This is a genomic window from Streptomyces canus 299MFChir4.1, from assembly GCF_000383615.1.
GTDB classification, from domain to species: Bacteria; Actinomycetota; Actinomycetes; order Streptomycetales; family Streptomycetaceae; genus Streptomyces; species Streptomyces canus_C.
Genome location: NZ_KB911689.1, coordinates 1 through 2,047, shown reverse-complemented (window position 1 = coordinate 2,047; position 2,047 = coordinate 1). Strand labels below are relative to the sequence as shown.

The 2,047-nt window shown below is 63.2% G+C and carries 2 protein-coding genes; one reads left to right on the top strand and one right to left on the bottom strand.

The features are described from left to right. Positions 1-112: 112 nt before the first annotated feature. Positions 113-517 carry an ester cyclase gene (locus tag H293_RS0148800; protein ID WP_259294758.1) on the bottom strand — a complete coding sequence of 135 codons (405 nt, stop codon included), beginning with the start codon at positions 515-517 and terminating at the stop codon, positions 113-115. Between the two features lie 237 nt (positions 518-754). Here H293_RS0148800 and H293_RS0148795 point away from each other — a divergent pair, with 237 nt between their 5' ends. Next, a complete protein-coding gene (locus tag H293_RS0148795; RefSeq protein ID WP_397896589.1) occupies positions 755-1,597 on the top strand; it encodes a helix-turn-helix transcriptional regulator in 843 nt (280 codons plus the stop codon). The last annotated feature ends 450 nt before the right edge of the window (positions 1,598-2,047 follow it).

The following is a 2,047-nucleotide window of genomic DNA, read 5'->3' as shown; positions in this document are numbered from 1 at the left end:
GGCCATCGCCCCGCACTGGCGCACAGCCCCAATCAACCCACCGACCAAAGTCCCAAGAAGCTGGGACCCGATTCCTTAAGTCACTGGTATTGAGGCTAGGGCGAGGAGCAAGTCAATTGCTGAGCTGCGCGCGCAGTGAGTCGACGTCCATCATGTACCACATGTACTTGAATCGGCCGTCCTGGACCTCGTAGAACGCGGTCTCGGCGAAGGAAACCGTAGCTCCGGTGGGAGCCAGGCCGTTCCACTTCCGCTCCGGTGTTCCGGTGTCGATGAGGCGGGCAGCGACACGACCACCGTCGACGAGGAGTTCCTGGATCTCCCATGACAGGTCCGGGACGGCGTCGGTGTGCCGCCGGAACTCGGCCACCATGTCGTCACGGGCAACCGGAGTGCCGTTCATGATGACCTCGTCGTGCGCGAACTCATCCATGCGGTCGAAATCACGGTTGTTCGCCAGTTCCACGTACCGCCGGTAGAAGTCTCGCAGCTCTTCCGACGTCATCCCTGCGCTCACGTGATTACTCATTGCTATTTCCAATTCTTTTGAGTCACATTGTTCACATAGACCGCCCAGCCATAAAGGGCCGATAACCAGCCGAACCTTGAGACCGACCGAATTTCGCTGCCTTAAGGCCGGAGCAGATCCACGCCTTGAGTCTCGCCCCGCGCCGGCGAAAGTAAAATGGTCCTGTCCAGCCTCGTACTGGCAGGGCGACCCTCCAATCCCAGCCCTCGTGGTACGACTGGAGACGTGGTCTTGAACTCGCATGAACTTGGCAGCAGCCTGCGCGCGTGGCGCGACCGAGTCTCACCCGGTGAAGCGGGCCTGCCCGAGGGGGGCCGACGGCGTGTACTCGGCCTGCGCCGGCAGGAGGTCGCCCAGCTCGCGGGATTGTCGGTCGAGTACCTCGCCCGTCTGGAACAGGGACGTGCCGGACACCCCTCAGCACCCGTGCTGATGTCACTGGCCCGCGTCCTGCGACTGTCCGACCAGGAGCGCGCGCATCTGTTCCGACTCGCAGATCAGGCCGAGCCGCTGTCCGGACAGATCAAGCGCCACATCACGCCCAGCGTGCAGCGCATCCTGGACCGCCTCACCGACACCCCCGTCACCGTCGTCGACGCGTCATGGCAGTGCGTCACCTCCAACACCCTCGCCAATGCCTTGACCGGGGACCCCTCAACCCTGCCGCCGCGAGAGCGGAACCTGGCGTGGACCACCTTCACCCACGTGCCCACCAGATACCTGCGCACCGACGACGAGGAGCGTCTCCTGCGCTTGGAAGTGGTCGCTGACCTGCGGGAGGCGTGGGTTCGATACCCGAAGGACACCCTGCTTCGCGAACTCATCACGCAACTTCGGACAGTCAGTCCCGACTTTGCGGAACTGTGGGAGCAACGCGTGCCCCCTCAGCCCATACCGAGCAGCAGGACGTTCCTGCACCCGGAAATCGGCCCGATCACCCTCGACTGTGACTTCCTCACCGTCCGCGACAGCGATCTCCGTCTCATCGTCTACACCACCGCACCCGGCAGTAAAGCCGCCGGGCAACTCGACCTCCTCGCAACAATCGGCCTCCAGCACTTCAGCTGACGCAAGCGCGGCAGCAGCGGGAACACCAACGGAGTCTTCCGCCAATACTTCCCACGTGAGTTCAATGAACTCTTCTCGGTAACGTCTGTGCGTTTTGTGATCTTCGTTCAGGTGGAGCGGCTGTGTGGCAGCTGGAGCAGGACGAGGGCGTGGCTCTGTCGGTGAGCCGTGGCTCTGGTCCATTTCGTGGGCCTGAGCCAGAACCCTGCGACGTGAATAAAGCCACGCCGGATTTCTGCCACGGGTAAGGGGGAACGAGAGCGCCGGAACCGTTTCTGCTGCCCCAGGCGGCGCATCCGCCATTCGTGCCGTAGGCGCCGTCGCCGGTCGCCCAGGCGATGGGTAGCGGCGAGGCTAAGAGGGTGTCTCATGTGGTGAGCCTCATGTGGTGAGCTTCGCAAGTTTCTTGTAGCAGATCAGGGCGGCCGCCAGACCGAGGAAGGCGAGGAA